Origin of the sequence: Rhodovulum sp. 12E13 (assembly GCF_003340565.1) — a bacterium.
Lineage (GTDB): Bacteria > Pseudomonadota > Alphaproteobacteria > Rhodobacterales > Rhodobacteraceae > HLUCCA09.
The window spans coordinates 188,780-204,284 of sequence record NZ_QPLK01000005.1 but is presented as its reverse complement, the minus strand read 5'-3'; the positions used below and the strand labels follow the sequence as shown (position 1 = coordinate 204,284).

Sequence of the window (15,505 nt, the reverse complement as noted above, 5' to 3'; positions counted from 1 at the left end):
TTCGCCCATTGAATCTTCGGCCTGCCTCGGCCACGGTCATGCGGCACCTTAACGGGAGGTTCGGGCAATGAAAACGCGCGCGGCGGTGGCTGTCGGGGCGGGCAAGCCGCTGGAGATCATGGACGTCAACCTCGAAGGCCCGCGCGCCGGCGAGGTGCTGGTGGAGATCAGGGCCACGGGCCTGTGCCACACCGACGACTTCACCCTGTCGGGGGCCGATCCGGAGGGGCTGTTTCCCGCCATTCTCGGCCACGAGGGCGCGGGCGTGGTGGTCGATGTCGGCCCCGGCGTGACTTCGGTGAAGAAGGGCGACCACGTGATCCCGCTCTACACGCCCGAATGCCGCGAATGCGAATACTGCCTGAACCCCAAGACCAATCTCTGCCAGGCGATCCGCACCACCCAGGGGCAGGGCCTGATGCCCGACGGAACGTCACGCTTCTCGACCGAGGATGGCGAGCCGATCCTGCACTACATGGGCACCTCGACCTTCTCGAACTACACGGTCCTGCCCGAGATCGCGGTGGCCAAGATCCGGCCCGACGCGCCGTTCGACAAGGTGTGCTACATCGGCTGCGGGGTGACGACGGGCATCGGGGCGGTCATCAACACCGCCAAGGTCGAGATCGGGTCGCGCTGCGTGGTGTTCGGCCTCGGCGGCATCGGGCTGAACGTGATCCAGGGGCTGCGTCTGGCCGGCGCCGACCAGATCGTGGGTGTCGACCTGAACCCGGCGAAAAAGGAGATGGCCGAGCGCTTCGGCATGACCGATTTCGTCAACCCCAGCGAGGTCGAGGGCGATCTGGTGCCCTACCTCGTCAACCTGACGAAGGGCGGCGCGGACTACTCCTTCGACGCCACCGGCAACGTCTCGGTGATGCGGGCGGCGCTGGAATGCGCGCACAAGGGCTGGGGCGAGTCGATCATCATCGGCGTGGCGCCCGCCGGCGCCGAAATCTCCACCCGGCCCTTCCAGCTGGTGACGGGGCGGGTCTGGAAGGGCACGGCCTTCGGCGGCGCGCGGGGCCGCACCGACGTGCCGAAGATCGTCGAGTGGTACATGGAGGGGAAGATCGAGATCGACCCGATGATCACCCACACCATGCCGCTGGACAAGATCAACGAGGGCTTCGACCTGATGCACTCGGGCCAGTCGATCCGCTCGGTCGTGGAATACTGAGGGCGTCGGCCGGTCTCTGCGCAAGCGGGCCGGCCGCCACGTCATCCCTCGCCCGGTCGGGTCCACCCGTGCCACCCTGCGGTTGAAGCGCCCCCCCGAGGGCAAAACCGCAGGGAGAAGACCATGCTCAGACGCACCGCCACAGCCCTTCTCGCGCTGGCCCTCGCCTGGCCGGCTGTCGCGCAGGAGGCCGCCGACGCCGTCACGCCCGAAGGGGCCGCCGATGTCGGCGCCGAGTTCGGCCCGCTCTCCGAGGCGGCCCGCACCGCGCTGGCGGCCAAGCAGGCCGGAGAGCCGACAGAGGCGCAGGGCTGGATGGTGGCCGCCGCCAACCCGCTGGCGGTCGAGGCCGGCGCACGGGTGCTGCGCGAGGGCGGCACGGCGGCCGACGCGATGGTGGCGGTGCAGGCGGTGCTGGGGCTGGTCGAGCCGCAGAGCTCGGGCCTCGGTGGCGGCGCCTTCCTCGTCTGGTACGACGCAGGCAGCGGCGAAGTGACCACGCTCGACGGGCGCGAGACCGCCCCGCTCGAGGCGACGCCGACGCTGTTCCAGAACGAGAACGGCGAGCCACTCGGCTTCTTCGATGCGGTGGTCGGCGGCCGCTCGGTCGGCACGCCGGGCACGCCCGCGCTGATGCAGGCGGCGCACGAGAAGTGGGGCCGCGCCGACTGGGCCTCGCTGTTCTCCGAGGCGATCGCGCTGGCCGAGGGCGGCTTCACCGTCTCGCCCCGCCTCGCCGACCTGGTCGCCGGCGACGCCGACCGCCTGCAACGCTTCCCCGCCACGGCCCGCTACTTCTTCCCCGGGGGCCAGCCCATCGCGGCGGGCGACACGCTGACCAACCCCGCCTATGCCGACACGGTCCGCCGCATCGCCGCCGAGGGGGCCGAGGCGTTCTACACCGGCGACATCGCGTCCGACATCGTGGCGACCGTCCGCACCGCCGCGGGCAATCCCGGCGTGCTGTCGCGCACCGATCTTGCGCTCTACGAGGCGGTGGAGCGTCCGGCCGTCTGCGCCGAATACCGCGAGCGCGACGTCTGCGGCATGGGTCCGCCCTCCTCCGGCGCGCTGACGATGGGTCAGATCCTCGGCATGCTCGACAGCTACGACCTCGCCGCGCTCGGCCCCGACAGCCCAGAGGCGTGGCGGCTGATCGGCGACGCCTCGCGCCTCGCCTTCGCCGACCGCGGCCTCTACATGGCCGATTCCGACTTCGTGCCGATGCCCACGCAGGGGCTGGTCGCGCCCGACTATCTTGCCGAGCGCGCCCGGCTTCTGCAGGGCGACGACGCCCTGCCCGAGGTGGCGCCCGGATCCCCCGAATGGGATCACGCGCAGCTCTGGGCGCCAGACGAGAGCATCGAGTTTCCCTCGACCTCGCACATCTCGATCGTCGATGCAGACGGCAACGCCCTGTCGATGACCACGACCATCGAGAACGGCTTCGGCTCGCGGCTGTTCGTGCGGGGCTTCCTGCTCAACAACGAGCTGACCGACTTCAGCTTCCGCAGCCATGCCGACGGCCGGCCCATCGCCAACCGTGTCGAGCCGGGCAAGCGGCCGCGCTCGTCGATGTCGCCCACCATCGTCCTGCATGAAGGGAAGCCGACGCTGGTGATCGGCTCGCCCGGCGGCAGCCGCATCATCGGCTACGTCGCGCAGGCCGTCATCGCCCATACCGACTGGGGGATGGATGTGCAGCAGGCCCTCGCCATGCCCCATGCGGTCAACCGCTTCGGTACCTACGATCTGGAAGCGGGGACCGACGCCGAAGCGCTGGCAGAGCCGCTGACGGCCATGGGCTACGAGGTGAACCTGCGCGACCTCACCTCGGGCCTGCACGCCATCGAGGTGGGTGAGACGCTGCGGGGCGGCGCCGACCCCCGCCGCGAGGGCATCGCGCTGGGCGAGTGAGCCAGGCCGTGTGACGGCGGCGGCGGCTTTCGCAGGTCGCCGCGGCCCGATCCGCGCGCCACTCCCGGTCGGTCAGCGATCGTGTCGCCCCTCGACCCCGAAGCGCGCTGGCACGGGCGGCCCGTCCGTGCCAGAGAGGCGCCATGCCGCACGACCTGACGATCCGGCCCGTCACCCGGGGCGACGACGAGGCGCTCTGGGCGCTGCTCGAGCCCGCCTTTCGCGCGGCCGACACCTATGCCATCGAGCCCGATATCGGCCGCGACGAGGCGCTGAACTACTGGACGGCACCGCCCAACGCCGCGTTCCTCGCCCACGCGGCCGGCGCACCGCTCGGCACCTGCTATCTGCGCCCCAACGCGCGGGGCGGCGGGGCGCATGTCGCCAATGCCGGCTTCGTCACCGCCGAGGCGGCACGCGGGCGGGGCCTGGCCCGGGCGATGCTCCGCCGGGTCGAGGGCGAGGCGCGGGCGCGGGGCTTTCTCGCCATGCAGTTCAATTTCGTGGTCGAGACCAACGCCGCCGCCCTCCACATCTGGCGGTCGGAGGGCTACGCTGAAGTCGGAAGGTTGCCCGGCGCCTTCCGCCACCCGCGACAGGGCCATGTCGACGCCCTGGTGATGTTCAAGCCGCTGGAAGGCCGCGCCTGATGCCAGACGACCGCCCGCTTCTCGCCATCCTGATCGACGCCGACAACACCTCGCCGCAATACACCAAGGCCATCTTCGACGAGATCGCGAGCTTGGGCGAAGCGAGCGTGCGACGCTGCTACGGCGACTTCTCGAGCCAGCAGATGCGCGGCTGGTCCAAGGTGACGGCCGAGTTCGGACTGGTGCCGCACCACCAGCCGGCCAACACGATCGGCAAGAACGCCTCGGACATCGCGCTGGTGATCGACGCGATGGACCTTTTGCACTCGAACCGCTTCGACGGCTTCGTGCTGGTGTCGTCCGACAGCGATTTCACCCGGTTGGCCAGCCGCATCCGCGAGCAGGGGCTCGACGTCTACGGGATCGGCCAGCGCAAGACGCCCGAGGCCTTCGTGCGCGCCTGCAAGCGGTTCATCTACCTCGAGAATATCGACGCCGGCCCGGCCCGCGAAGCCAAGAAGCAGCAGGCGAAGGGGGCCGCACCCGACGTTGCCACGCCCGAAGTTGCGCCCGAGAGCGCCCCGCGCTCGCTCAACGAGGCGCGCGACCTGATCCTCAAGGCGATGGACTCGATCGACCAGGACGACGAGTGGTATGCGCTGGGGCCGTTGGGGCAGTTCGTGGTCGCGGCGAACCCCGATTTCGACACGCGCAGCTACGGCAAGAAGAAGTTTTCCGACCTGGTGCAGTCGATCCGTATCTTCGAGACGAAGCGCGGCCCGACCAACCAGCTCCTCGTTCGCCGGCTTGACTAACGCGCCGCCGACGCGCCGTGACCGGCCCGGCCCGACGTGGCAAGTTCGGCCATGTCAGCGGTCAGGCGTCCCTGCCGCGCCCCTCGCCCCGTCTGCGCAAGCAGAAGAGGCCGCCCAGCGCCAGAGGCAGGAGCGCCAAGGCGGGCGGGAGGGGAATGACCGCGGGCTGCATGTAGGTCCGGAACACGAAGTCGGAGCTATCCTTATCGTCCATGTTCGGCTCGGTGAACGAGGACGATGTGTACCTGGAGGCGGGGGAGGCGACGGGCGCAGCACACATTTGCAGCCTCGGGCGCGCGCGCATCGCCGGGTGCGTCGGCGACGCGAACGTGGCGGCGCCCATTTCCCCTGCCCCGGAACGGGCGTAGGGGAGCGGCATGCCCGAGCGCCTGCCCGCAATGCTGCCCTTCCTGCGCGCCAACGCGGCGTTCCTTGCTGCCGGGGCGCTGCTGACCTTCACCTCGTCCTGGGGGCAGACCTTCTTCATCTCGGTTTTCGCCGGCGAGATCCGCGACGAGTTCGGCCTGTCGCATGGCGCCTGGGGCACGATCTACGCCGCGGGCACCTTCGCCTCCGCGGTCGCCATGATCTGGGCCGGGCAGGCGACCGACATCCTTCGGGTCCGGGCATTGTCGCTGATCGTGCTGCCTCTCTTCGCCGCGGCCTGCCTCGCCATGGCGGGTGCCAGCGCCGCGTGGATGCTGGTGCCGGTGGTGTTCCTGCTGCGGTTCTGCGGTCAGGGCATGACGAGCCACATCGCCACGGTGGCCATGGCGCGCTGGTTCGTCGCGACCCGCGGGCGGGCGCTGTCGGTCGCCTCGGTGGGGTTTGCGCTGGGAGAGGCGACCCTGCCGGTCACCTTCGTTGCGGCGATGGCGGTGGTCGACTGGCGGTGGCTGTGGGTGCTGGTGGCGCTGCTGATTCTCGCAACCCTGCCTGTGCTGGGGCGGCTCCTGGCGCTCGAACGGACGCCGCAGGCAGAGGCCGAGGAAAACCAGGCGCACGGCATGGACGGGCGGCACTGGCGGCGGGCCGAGGTGCTGCGTCACTGGCTGTTCTGGGCGATGGTCCCTTTCCTGCTGGGTCCGGCGGCCTTTTCGACGGCCTTCTTCTTTCACCAGGTGCATTTCGCCGAGACCAAGGCGCTGAGCCACCTAGGCCTCGTGGCGCTGTTCCCTGTCTTCACGGGGGCGGCCGTCGCCTCGATGCTCCTGTCTGGCTTCCTGATCGACCGGTTCGGAACGGCGCGGCTGATGCCCTTGGCGCAGGCCCCGATGGTGGCTGCCTTCCTGGTGTTGTCGCTCTCTTCCGGGGCGTGGGGCGTGGCGCTGGGGATGATCCTGATGGCGCTGACGGTCGGTGCCAATCACACCCTGCCCTCGGCCTTCTGGGCCGAGTTCTACGGCACGCGCCATATCGGCGCGGTCAAGGCGATGGCGGCGGCGGTGATGGTGTTCGGCACGGCGGTGGGCCCGATCCTGACCGGCACGCTGATCGACGCCGGACTCAGTTTCGACGAGCAGATGATCGGGATCGCCGGCTGGTTCCTGCTGGCCTGCGCCTGCACCGGGCTCGCGATCAGCCGCGCCGCCCCCCTGCTGCCGGTCCGCGCGTGAGACAGACATAATACGCGCCGCCGCCGCCGTGGCGGAGATGCGCGTCGCTCACCTGGAGCACGTAGGGGCGCAGGTCGGGCGAGTGCAGCCAGCCGGGCACCTGACGGCGGAGTACCCCGCGCGGCTGGGGAATGGGGCCACCCTCGTCGCGCCCCGTGCTGCCCTTGCCAGTGATGACCACAACAAGGCGTAGCCCGTCGGCATGGGCCTGCCGGACGAAGGCGCGCAACGCGGGGTGCGCCTGCGCCAGCGTCATGCCGTGGAGGTCGATCCGCCGCTCGGGCCGGAGCTTGCCGCGCTTCATGCGGGTGAAGACCTTGTGATCCATCCGCAGGGGCTGACGCTCGAGCTGGCCGCGGATCGTCGGGGTCAGATCATGTCCGCGGTCGGTCGCTCGGGCCTCGGACCCGATTCGGAAGGGTTCGATCGCGGTCTGCCGTTGGGGTCGGGCCCGCGTCGCCTTGTCGGGCACCTCGGAGCGGGGCTGCGCATCCTGACCGGGAGGTTTGCGGGGGCGGTCGCCGGGCAGCGGCGTCGCGGTGCGGGCAACCTGTCGCCACAGCGCCAGATCGTCGTCGCTCAGATGGCCCTTGCGGCGACGCGACATCGGCTTATGCCCACCGCGCCGTGGCTCGGTGGTACTGCATGTGCGTGACGAACCGCGCTCGGCCACGGCGGGCGCACCCTGTCGCACTAAGCATGTGCAGTGCAATGCAATGGGAACGCCTTGGGGCCATTGCCGCCGCCGGGCCACGCCCGAAGGCGCCCGGGGCCACGCACCTGACCGCGCCATCCGACCCGGCGCAGTCGGCGCGGACAGGCGCGCGCGCAATGAATGGCGCGCGGTCAGCCCGGCCGAGGGTCGCACCGCCACCGCATCGGCCTCGCCCGCTTGCGGAGTCGGGAAGCGCCCACGGCGCCGTGGCGCGGATGGGACCGGCCAGGCGCACGAGACCCTACTCCCCGGTGGCGACCAGCTGCCAGTTGGGGTCGCCTGTGCCCATCTGGCGGGCGAAGCTCCAGACATCGCGCTGGCGCTTGATTTCCTGCGGATCGCCCTCCACCACTTCGCCCGTGGCGTTGCGCACGACCGACGTGAGTTCGCCCACGAACCGCACGGTCACCTCGCCAGTCTGCGAATCACGGTCGAAGCTGGCATCGACCAGCTGCACGTCACGCAGACCGACGAAATTGGCGTCGATCGTCAGCCCCTGTTCCTCGCGCTGCCGGATCACGTCGGTGAAGGCCTCGTAGACATCATCGGCCACGAAGTCCTTCACCTGCTCCATGTCGCCCTGCTCGAAGGCCATGAGGATCATCTCGTAGGCCGCGCGGGCGCCCTGCAGGAACTCGCCCACGTTGAACCCGGGCTCGGCGATCTTCATGGCGGCGAGTGCCTTGGCGGCATCCGAGCCGTCATCTACGTGGTCCGTGATGTCGCGATCTATGCCCCCTTCGATCACCTCGAAGTCGCGACGCGGGCCGCGCACCCGCTCGTTGCCGCCGGTGGTCGAGACCGGGGGCTTCTCGAACCCCTCCCGCGTGCCGAGAACAGAGCGCAGCCGAAGGATGAGGAAGATTGCGATGCCGGCGAGGACCAGCAGCTGGATGACGGCGGAGCTCATGTCGTCCTCTCTCTGTGGGCGCCGGGGCGGCCATGTGGGCGGGGCGGCGGCGTGGCGCTGGCGCGGGTTCCGCTCCCGTGTCGACGCACCTATGTAAGCGGGGGGTTCGATCAAGTCCACCGATTGCGCGTCTGCAATGCCCCATTCGGCCCTGACTGGCCGGTCGGACGTGCTTCACAGCCCAGAGAAAGCGCTCGATGCCCCTTCTGCTGCTCTTTATCGCCGTTCCGCTCATCGAGATCGCCCTGTTCGTCCAGCTCGGTTCGGTGCTCGATCTCGGCTGGATCCTGCTGATCGTGGTGTTGACCGCGATCCTTGGCACATGGCTGGTGCGCCGGCAGGGGCGCGGCGTGCTGCAGCAGATCCAGGGCTCGCTCGAGACGCTGCGCGACCCGACCGAACCGCTCGCCCACGGGGCGATGATCCTCTTCTCGGGTGCCCTGCTGCTGACGCCGGGCTTCTTCACCGACGCGGTCGGCTTCCTGCTGCTGGTGCCCGCGGTGCGCGAGGCGGCATTCCGCTGGCTCCGAAAGCGTGTTGTCGTGCACGCGTCGGGGGTCGGCATGGGGGCCAGAGCAGGGGTGCATCCGCGTGCGCCGCACGGTCGGACGAGGCACGCTGCCCCCGGACGCCCCGACGTGATCGAGGGAGAATACGAGGAGCTCTCACCCGACGAGAGGGCGGATGAGCAGGGCGGGGAGCATCGCCGGCGCCGTCAAGGCGGCGACCGCCCTTCCGGCTGGACGCAGGAGTAGCGCGCGGCCCGTCCGCCGCGCTGCCGGTCGGCCCGCCGCCACGCGGCGGGGCTTTGACCTTCCGGCGGGGTTTGCTATGCGCCCGGCTGAACGAAAACGCGAGGAAGGCTTTCATGTCCGACACTCCCACCGACGGTGCCCCGGGCGGCACCCCCGAAGGCGCCAACGGCGCCGCCGCCGGCACCCAGCAGCCGCAGGTCAAGATGCAGGTTCTGGGCCAGTACATCCGCGACATGTCCTTCGAGAACGTGGTCGCGCAGAAGGGCGTGCAGGGCGAGGTGCAGCCCGACATCAAGGTGCAGGTCAACCTCGACGCCAAGAAGCGCTCGGCCGAGCATCAGTACGAGGTCATCACCAAGTTCACCGTCGAAAGCCGCAACAAGTCGGACGGTGCTGCGCTGTTCCTGATGGAACTGGAATACGGTGGCATCTTCCACGTCGAGAACGTGCCGGACAACCAGCTGCATCCGTTCCTGATGATCGAGTGTCCCCGGATGCTGTTCCCGTTCGTGCGGCGCATCGTGTCGGACGTCTCGCGCGACGGCGGCTTTCCCCCGCTCAACCTCGACAACGTCGATTTCCTGCAGATCTACCGGCAGGAGCTCGCCCGCCGCGCCGAAGCGCAGAAGCAGGGCGGCGCGGGAGCGGAGTCGGGCAGCACGGACGCCTGATCGGGCGCGCGGTCGGCTAGGCCTCGTAGCGGCGCCAGACCGCGCTTTCGCCCAGCCCTTCGACCATCTCGGAATGGGCCGCGCGCTCGGCCTCGGTCAGGCGCCCGGCCAGGGGCACCGGGCGGGGTCGTGGGCGCCATGTCTCGTCCGCGGAGGTTGCACCGCGCCGCCGCCCCTCGGCGGATGGCGCCAGCACGAGGCCGGGCTGCCGCCCCCCGATGAGCTCGAGATAGACCTCTGCCAGGATCTCGGAATCGAGCAGCGCTCCGTGATAGACGCGCCGCGAGTTGTCGATCTCGAAACGCTTGCACAGGGCATCGAGGGAGACCATCGCGCCGGGGAATTTCCGCCGCGCGATCGTCAACGTATCGACCGCCTGCGCATCGGCCAGGAGCCGCCGGCCGCACCAGCCAAGCTCGGCGTTCAGAAAGGCCATGTCGAAGGATGCGTTGTGAATCACCAGCCTCCCCTCGCCCACGAAATCGAGAAACGCGTCGGCGATCACCTCGAACGGCGGCTTGTCGGCGAGGAACTCGGCGCTGATGCCGTGGACGTTGAACGCCTCGATCGGCATGTCGCGACGCGGGTTGATGTACTCGTGAAATGTGCGCCCGGTGGGCATGTGGTTGGCAAGCTCGACCGCGCCGATCTCGACGATCCGGTGGCCCTCGTTCGGGTCGAGGCCGGTCGTCTCGGTATCCAGCACGATTTCACGCATCCCTACGCCCTCTCACGTGTCTCAGCACATCCTCCACACCGGCGCGGGCCATGTCGAGGGTGTCGCTGCGGATGACCATGTCGGCGCGGGCGCGCTTCTCGGCGTCGGGCATCTGCTTGCCGAGGATCGTGGCGAACTGCGCCTCCGTCATGCCCGGCCGGGCCATCACGCGGGCTTTCTGCGTCTCGGGGTCGGTGGAGACGACCACGGTCACGTCCATGGCGGCGTCTGCCCCCGTCTCGAACAGGAGCGGCACGTCGAACACGACGGCCGGCGCGTCGGCCCGGGCGAGGAACTGCGCCCGGTCGGCGGCGACGAGGGGATGCACGACCGCCTCGATCCGTGCCAGCGCGGTCGGGTCTTCGGCGATCCATCGCTTCAGGGCCTCGCGGTTGACGCCCTCGGGCCCGACCGCCTGCGGTCGGATCCGCGCGATCTCTGCCACGGCGGCACCGCCAGGGGCATAGAGACGGCGCACCGCGGCGTCGGCATCCCACACGGGCAGACCGGCCTCGGCGAACATTCGGGCCGTCGTTGTCTTGCCCATGCCGATGGAGCCGGTCAGGCCGATCTTCAGCGGCGTCACAGCAGCACGGCCTCGCGCAGCTCGTCATCGACCTCGGGCCGGCGCCCGAACCACCGCTCGAACCCGGGAACGGCCTGGTGCAGGAGCATCCCCAGACCGTCGACCGCGATGCAGCCGCGCCCGCAGGCCTGCGCGAGGAACTCGGTCTCGAGCGGCTGGTAGACCAGATCGTTGACCAGCGCGCCCGGCTCCAGCCGGTCGAGCGGCACGCGGAACTCCGTATGGCCCTGCATGCCGAGCGACGTTGTGTTGACCACGGTCGCGGCGCCCTCGAGCATCCCGGCGGCCTTGTTCCAGTCGATCACGGTAATCCGTGCGCCGAACTCCGAGCGCAAGGCATCGGCGCGGGGGCGCGAGCGGTTTGCGAGTCGGATCTCGGGTACGCCGGCCTCGAGCAAGGCGACGAGGACCGCCCGGCTCGCGCCACCGGCCCCGAACACGGCGGCCGGGCCGGCCTTGGGCTGCCATCCGGGCGCGGCCTGCCGGATGTTGGCCAGAAAGCCGTAACCATCTGTATTGTCACCATGAATCTTTCCGTCGTCGCGGAAGATGAGAGTATTGACAGCGCCGACCAGCGCGGCGCGGTCGGTCACCAGGTCGCACAGCCGCAGCGCGGTCTCCTTGTGCGGGATGGTGACGTTGGCCCCAACAAACCCCATACGGGGCATGGCGCGGAGCACTTCCTCCAGGTCATCCGACGCCACGTCGAGGGGCACGTAATGCCCCGGCAGACCATAGCGCCGGAGCCAGTGGCGATGTAGCCGGGGCGAGCGCGAATGCGCCACCGGGTGTCCGATGACGCCCGCGAGGGGAATTCGATCCGGCGATGAGTCGGTCATGTCTCGATCAACCCCCTGGTGGCGAGATAGGACAGAAGGGGGAGGAGCGGCAGCCCCTGCACGGCGAAATGGCACCCCTCGACGCGAGTGAAGAAGCGCGCGCCTTCCTCTTCGAGACGATATGCGCCGACGCTTCCCGCGATCTCGGGCCAGTTCCGGGCGATGTAGGCATCGATGTAGCTTGCGGACAGGGGGCGCATGTGCATCGTGACCGTCTCGACATGGCGCCAGACCGGGCGGCCCTCGTCGTAGAGCACCGCCGCGGCATGCAGTCTGTGACGCTGGCCTGCGAGCGCAGCAACCTGCGCGCGGGCGTCGTCTGGCGTACCGGGCTTGGTCAGCAAAGCGCCATCGAGCTCTGCCGTCTGGTCGGCCCCGAGCACCAGCCGGTCGGGAAATCGCCCGGCGATCTTGGCGGCCTTCGCCTCGGCGAGCGCATCGGCCATGTCCCGCGGCCTCAGACCCTCGGCCGAAAGGGCGTCCTGCAGGACCTCTTCGTCGACACGCGGCGCCACCGGCTCGATCTCGACACCCGCGGCGCGGAGAAGACGCGCACGGGTTTCGGAAGTCGAGGCGAGCGTGAGTGTGGCGGGCATGGGGGCGGATCTGTGGACAAGCGGGGGAGGAGCCTGTGCCCCCTTGTGGCCGTTTTGGCACGGCTTGGCCAGAGGGCCCGCGCCCTGTGGACGCGGCCCGCGTTCCGGGTCGTCTCCTCCCCGTGGACAGGGGTGGGGAAACGCCTGTGGAGGAGAGGTATCTTGCCCGCGCTGTCCACAGGAAAGCTCGGTGGAATTCGGCCTTAACCTTCTGGTAAGAAACATGAAAACAGTGTTCGGGGAGAGAGGGAACCTGGTGTTGCCCCGCGTGGGAGAGAGAGGGGAGAAGTCGGGAATCCACATGCCCACAGGGCTTACTATCACCCCATTCCTTCTTTCTTCTTTCTTGATTAGAGGGGGGTCATTCCGGTTTCGCGAGGCCCGACCTTCATGATCTCCGACTGGCTGGCCTATGCCTATCCCTGGACGAAGTCGCTCCACGTGATCTCGATGGTCGCGTGGATGGCAGGCATCTTCTATCTGCCACGTCTCTTCGTGCATCACACGGAGCAGAGCGTTCCGGGCGGCGAGACCGATCGGCTGTTCCGGATGATGGAGCGCAAGCTCTTCAAACTGATCATGAATCCCTCCCTCATCGCGACCTGGCTGTTCGGCCTGGCGCTGGTCTTTACCCCCGGCATAGTCGACTGGGGGGCGGTCTGGCCCTATGCCAAGGGGATAGGCGTGCTCGCGATGACATGGTTTCACATGTGGTGCGGAGCACGGCTGAAGGAGTTTGAGGCGGAGGGCAACTCGCGCTCGGGCCGCCAGTACCGGGTGATGAACGAGGTGCCGACGGTTCTGCTCGTCGTCATCGTGGTGGCGGTGATCGCGCGCCCCTTCTGACACGGACCGGACGGGGCGGGATTGACAGCACAGGGAGCCGTGGGTATCTGCCACGGTGCTGGCCGTCCGGCCGAGCACCCCCCCGTGACGCAAGACAACCGCGTTCGACCCGAACGCCCGACGACCAGACGCGCCCCTCGTGCGCGACCCAAGGGACATCCCATGACCTCGCAGACCGTGACGCTCGCCGAGCTGAAGGCGAAGACCCCGGCCGACCTCCTGTCGATCGCCGAGGACCTGGACATCGACAACGCCTCGACCATGCGGAAGGGCGACATGATGTTCCAGATCCTCAAGGAGCGCGCTGAGGAAGGCTGGGAGATCTCGGGCGACGGCGTGCTCGAGGTGATGCAGGACGGCTTCGGCTTTCTCCGGTCGCCCGAGGCCAACTACCTGCCCGGTCCCGACGACATCTACGTCTCGCCCGAGACGATCCGCCAGTTCGGCATGCGCACTGGTGACACGGTGGAAGGGCTGATGGCCGCCCCGCGCGAGAACGAGCGCTACTTCGCCATGACGAAGGTGACGCAGATCAACTTCGAGAAGCCGGAGCGCGCGCGGCACAAGGTGGCCTTCGACAACCTGACGCCGCTCTACCCCGACGAACGGCTGACGATGGAGATCGAGGATCCGACGCGGAAGGATCGGTCAGCGCGCATCATCGACCTCGTGGCGCCCATCGGCAAGGGCCAGCGCAGCCTGATCGTGGCGCCGCCGCGGACGGGCAAGACAGTGCTCTTGCAGAACATCGCGCACTCGATCGAGGTGAACCACCCCGAGTGTTACCTGATCGTGCTCTTGATCGACGAGCGGCCCGAGGAAGTCACCGACATGCAACGCTCGGTGAAGGGCGAAGTGATCTCGTCGACGTTCGACGAGCCGGCGTCGCGTCACGTGGCGGTATCGGAGATGGTGATCGAGAAGGCAAAGCGCCTGGTCGAGCACAAGCGCGACGTGGTGATCCTGCTCGATTCGATCACGCGCCTCGGCCGTGCCTACAACACGACCGTCCCGAGCTCTGGCAAGGTCCTGACCGGGGGCGTCGACGCCAACGCGCTGCAACGTCCCAAGCGCTTTTTCGGCGCGGCGCGGAACATCGAGGAAGGTGGCTCGCTCACCATCATCGCCACGGCCCTGATCGATACCGGCAGCCGGATGGACGAGGTGATCTTCGAGGAGTTCAAGGGCACCGGCAACTCCGAGATCGTGCTGGACCGCAAGGTGGCCGACAAGCGCGTCTTCCCGGCGATGGACATCCTCAAGTCCGGGACCCGGAAGGAAGAGCTGCTGGTCGAGAAGGGCGACCTGCAGAAGACGTTCGTGCTGCGGCGGATTCTCAACCCGATGGGCACGACGGATGCCATCGAGTTCCTGCTGTCGAAGCTCAAGCAGACCAAGTCGAATTCCGAGTTCTTCGACTCGATGAACACCTGACCCTGCCGAGACACGGGCGAGCGATCGGATGGACACGATCTTTGCGCGCTCGACGGCTCCGGGGAGGGCCGGGGTGGCGATCATCCGCGTCAGCGGGCCGCGCGCCTGGCAGGTGGTGCGCCAGCTGACACGGCGGGCGTTGCCTGTGCCGAGACAGGCCGTTGTGCGCAACATTTGGGGCCCTAACGATCTCCTCGACCAAGGAATGGTGCTGATCTTCGAGCCGGGGCGGAGTTTTACCGGGGAGGAGAGCGCCGAGTTTCATCTGCATGGCAGCGAGGCGGTGGTGCGTGCGGTTTTGTCCGTGCTGCGCGGGCTCGACGGACTTCGGGATGCGTCGGCTGGCGAATTCACGCGCCGGGCGCTCGAGAACGACCGGATGAACCTTGCCGAGGTCGAAGGGCTGGGCGCCCTGATCGATGCTGAGACCGAGGCGCAGCGCCGGCAGGCGATGGGGCTTGTCGGTGGCCAGTTACAGGCGATGGTGGCCGAATGGCGCGCGGGGCTGCTCGATGTGCTCGGGTCGTTAGAGGCGAGTGTCGACTTTGCCGACGAGGAGGTGCCAGAGGATATCGTGCATGGGCTGTCCTCCGCCCTGGCTTCGATCGCAGAGCGCATGAGGGGCGAGGCGCGGGGTGCGGTGGCGGCTTCGAGCATCGCGCGGGGTTTCGAGGTGGCGATCGTGGGGGAGCCGAACGCGGGGAAATCGACCCTCCTCAACAGGTTGGCGGGTCGTGATGCCGCCATAACCTCTGAGGTTGCAGGAACGACCCGAGATATTCTTGAGGTACGGATGGAGATCGGGGGGTATCTCGTGACTCTCCTCGATACGGCGGGTATCCGCTGCTCGGACGACGTGATCGAGCGGCTCGGGGTTGAGCGAGCGCGGCGGCGGGCCGGCGAGGCCGACCTCAGGGTGTTTCTCGATGCGGCCCCTGTCGGGATGGAAGTCTCTCCGGGTGACATCGTGGTAACCGGCAAGTCGGATGTCTGTGCTGTCCAGTCTGGTCAGCTTGGCGTGTCTGGGCTTACAGGCGAGGGAATCGATGAACTGCTCTCGATGATCGCGTCGGAGCTGGGGGGGCGTGTTGCGGGCGCCGGTCTCGCGACGACGGAGAGGCAAGCAGCGGCACTCGATCGGGCAGCAGCCGCTTTGGAGGAAGCGGCGACTGTGCTAGAGGGCCAGCCCGAGAGGGTGGAGGTGGCAAGCGAATGCGTGCGATCCGGGATTCTGGCCGTTGATGAAGTGATCGGGCGGATCGGAGTGGAAGACGTGTTGGGAGAGATCTTCTCTCGCTTCTGCATCGGCAAGTAGGG

General features: G+C 68.6%; 17 protein-coding genes. 10 read left to right on the top strand and 7 right to left on the bottom strand.

Annotated elements, in window-relative coordinates:
- Positions 1 to 67: 67 nt before the first annotated feature.
- From DLJ49_RS06725 to DLJ49_RS06710, 4 genes are all read left to right on the top strand, one after another.
- On the top strand, positions 68 to 1,180 hold the full coding sequence (locus DLJ49_RS06725) for an S-(hydroxymethyl)glutathione dehydrogenase/class III alcohol dehydrogenase (RefSeq protein WP_115392760.1): 1,113 nt from the start codon (positions 68 to 70) through the stop codon (positions 1,178 to 1,180).
- A 123-nt stretch (positions 1,181 to 1,303) separates the two neighbouring features.
- Positions 1,304 to 3,097, top strand: a complete 1,794-nt coding sequence (ggt, locus tag DLJ49_RS06720) for a gamma-glutamyltransferase (protein ID WP_115392759.1) — start codon at positions 1,304 to 1,306, stop codon at positions 3,095 to 3,097.
- A gap of 143 nt (positions 3,098 to 3,240) precedes the next feature.
- Positions 3,241 to 3,747 (top strand): GNAT family N-acetyltransferase, encoded by a 507-nt coding sequence (locus DLJ49_RS06715; RefSeq protein ID WP_115392758.1) that lies wholly within the window; start codon positions 3,241 to 3,243, stop codon positions 3,745 to 3,747.
- Positions 3,747 to 4,502 (top strand): NYN domain-containing protein, encoded by a 756-nt coding sequence (locus tag DLJ49_RS06710; RefSeq protein ID WP_115392757.1) that lies wholly within the window; start codon positions 3,747 to 3,749, stop codon positions 4,500 to 4,502. The genes DLJ49_RS06715 and DLJ49_RS06710 overlap by 1 nt, the downstream gene beginning before the upstream one ends.
- Positions 4,503 to 4,563: 61 nt before the next feature.
- On the opposite strand, the gene DLJ49_RS21695 is transcribed toward DLJ49_RS06710, so the two are convergent.
- Positions 4,564 to 4,716 (bottom strand): hypothetical protein, encoded by a 153-nt coding sequence (locus DLJ49_RS21695; RefSeq protein ID WP_158547412.1) that lies wholly within the window; start codon positions 4,714 to 4,716, stop codon positions 4,564 to 4,566.
- A gap of 163 nt (positions 4,717 to 4,879) precedes the next feature.
- Between DLJ49_RS21695 and DLJ49_RS06700 the strand changes: the two genes are divergently transcribed.
- Positions 4,880 to 6,118, top strand: a complete 1,239-nt coding sequence (locus DLJ49_RS06700) for an MFS transporter (RefSeq protein WP_233488795.1) — start codon at positions 4,880 to 4,882, stop codon at positions 6,116 to 6,118.
- Here the strand turns inward: DLJ49_RS06700 and DLJ49_RS06695 are convergent.
- Together DLJ49_RS06695 and DLJ49_RS06690 are read right to left on the bottom strand one after the other, a co-directional pair.
- Positions 6,081 to 6,725, bottom strand: coding sequence for a Smr/MutS family protein (locus DLJ49_RS06695; RefSeq protein WP_115392755.1), 645 nt, complete (start codon positions 6,723 to 6,725; stop codon positions 6,081 to 6,083). The genes DLJ49_RS06700 and DLJ49_RS06695 overlap by 38 nt on opposite strands.
- 349 nt (positions 6,726 to 7,074) lie before the next feature.
- Positions 7,075 to 7,743, bottom strand: coding sequence for a Tim44/TimA family putative adaptor protein (locus tag DLJ49_RS06690; RefSeq protein ID WP_115392754.1), 669 nt, complete (start codon positions 7,741 to 7,743; stop codon positions 7,075 to 7,077).
- A 197-nt stretch (positions 7,744 to 7,940) separates the two neighbouring features.
- Between DLJ49_RS06690 and DLJ49_RS06685 the strand changes: the two genes are divergently transcribed.
- Positions 7,941 to 8,498 (top strand): FxsA family protein, encoded by a 558-nt coding sequence (locus DLJ49_RS06685; RefSeq protein ID WP_115392753.1) that lies wholly within the window; start codon positions 7,941 to 7,943, stop codon positions 8,496 to 8,498.
- Positions 8,499 to 8,611: 113 nt separating this feature from the next.
- Positions 8,612 to 9,169 carry a protein-export chaperone SecB gene (gene secB / locus DLJ49_RS06680; RefSeq protein WP_115392752.1) on the top strand — a complete coding sequence of 186 codons (558 nt, stop codon included), beginning with the start codon at positions 8,612 to 8,614 and terminating at the stop codon, positions 9,167 to 9,169.
- Between the two features lie 16 nt (positions 9,170 to 9,185).
- Here secB and dnaQ read toward each other — a convergent pair whose 3' ends face one another.
- Genes dnaQ through DLJ49_RS06660 form a run of 4 tightly spaced genes read right to left on the bottom strand, consistent with a single transcriptional unit; the run spans position 9,186 to position 11,908 of the window.
- Positions 9,186 to 9,887 (bottom strand): DNA polymerase III subunit epsilon, encoded by a 702-nt coding sequence (dnaQ, locus tag DLJ49_RS06675; protein WP_115392751.1) that lies wholly within the window; start codon positions 9,885 to 9,887, stop codon positions 9,186 to 9,188.
- Positions 9,880 to 10,473, bottom strand: coding sequence for a dephospho-CoA kinase (gene coaE, locus DLJ49_RS06670; protein ID WP_115392750.1), 594 nt, complete (start codon positions 10,471 to 10,473; stop codon positions 9,880 to 9,882). Before coaE ends, dnaQ begins: the two co-directional genes overlap by 8 nt.
- Complete coding sequence (locus DLJ49_RS06665; RefSeq protein WP_115392749.1) at positions 10,470 to 11,312, bottom strand: shikimate dehydrogenase; 843 nt, start codon at positions 11,310 to 11,312, stop codon at positions 10,470 to 10,472. The genes coaE and DLJ49_RS06665 overlap by 4 nt, the downstream gene beginning before the upstream one ends.
- Positions 11,309 to 11,908: a Maf family protein gene (locus tag DLJ49_RS06660; protein ID WP_115392748.1), complete on the bottom strand. Its 600-nt coding sequence runs from the start codon at positions 11,906 to 11,908 to the stop codon at positions 11,309 to 11,311. The genes DLJ49_RS06665 and DLJ49_RS06660 overlap by 4 nt, the downstream gene beginning before the upstream one ends.
- A 390-nt stretch (positions 11,909 to 12,298) precedes the next feature.
- On the opposite strand from DLJ49_RS06660, the gene hemJ reads away from it, so the two are divergent.
- From hemJ to mnmE, 3 genes are all read left to right on the top strand, one after another.
- Positions 12,299 to 12,754, top strand: a complete 456-nt coding sequence (gene hemJ / locus DLJ49_RS06655; RefSeq protein WP_369932498.1) for a protoporphyrinogen oxidase HemJ — start codon at positions 12,299 to 12,301, stop codon at positions 12,752 to 12,754.
- 162 nt (positions 12,755 to 12,916) lie between these two features.
- Complete coding sequence (rho, locus tag DLJ49_RS06650; RefSeq protein ID WP_115392747.1) at positions 12,917 to 14,188, top strand: transcription termination factor Rho; 1,272 nt, start codon at positions 12,917 to 12,919, stop codon at positions 14,186 to 14,188.
- Between the two features lie 28 nt (positions 14,189 to 14,216).
- A complete protein-coding gene (gene mnmE, locus DLJ49_RS06645) occupies positions 14,217 to 15,503 on the top strand; it encodes a tRNA uridine-5-carboxymethylaminomethyl(34) synthesis GTPase MnmE (RefSeq protein ID WP_115392746.1) in 1,287 nt (428 codons plus the stop codon).
- The last annotated feature ends 2 nt before the right edge of the window (positions 15,504 to 15,505 follow it).